We start from the raw sequence: 329 nt of genomic DNA on the forward strand, positions 1-329 counted from the left end.
GTGTCGCGCAGCTTTTCGACGCCGCTTTCGGCTATGATGCGGTGGCCAATCCGAAGCCGGCGCCGGACACGGTCGTCGCCTTCTGCGATCTGACCGGGCTGAAGCCCGGCGAGATCGCCATGGTCGGCGACAACCGCCACGACCTCGAAATGGCGCGCGCCGGCGGCTGCGGCCTGGCGGTGGGCGTCTTGTCAGGAACAGGCACCCGCGACTCGCTGGCACCGATGGCGGACATAATCCTGGATTCGGTTGCCGACCTGCCGGGTTTTCTAACTGCGCGGGTCAAGGAGACCATCTAAGAACCCTGGCCGCCGGCCGCCTGGCAACGA

The 329-nt window shown here is 66.9% G+C and carries 1 protein-coding gene; it reads left to right on the plus strand.

Annotated features, from left to right (window positions below; all coding sequences use genetic code 11):
* Positions 1–299: HAD hydrolase-like protein (locus tag EN786_RS36690; RefSeq protein WP_135910134.1), on the plus strand; the 299-nt coding region annotated here is incomplete at its 5' end.
* Positions 300–329 lie beyond the last annotated feature (30 nt).

This window comes from Mesorhizobium sp. M4B.F.Ca.ET.143.01.1.1, assembly GCF_004792275.1.
Taxonomy (GTDB): Bacteria; Pseudomonadota; Alphaproteobacteria; order Rhizobiales; family Rhizobiaceae; genus Mesorhizobium; species Mesorhizobium abyssinicae.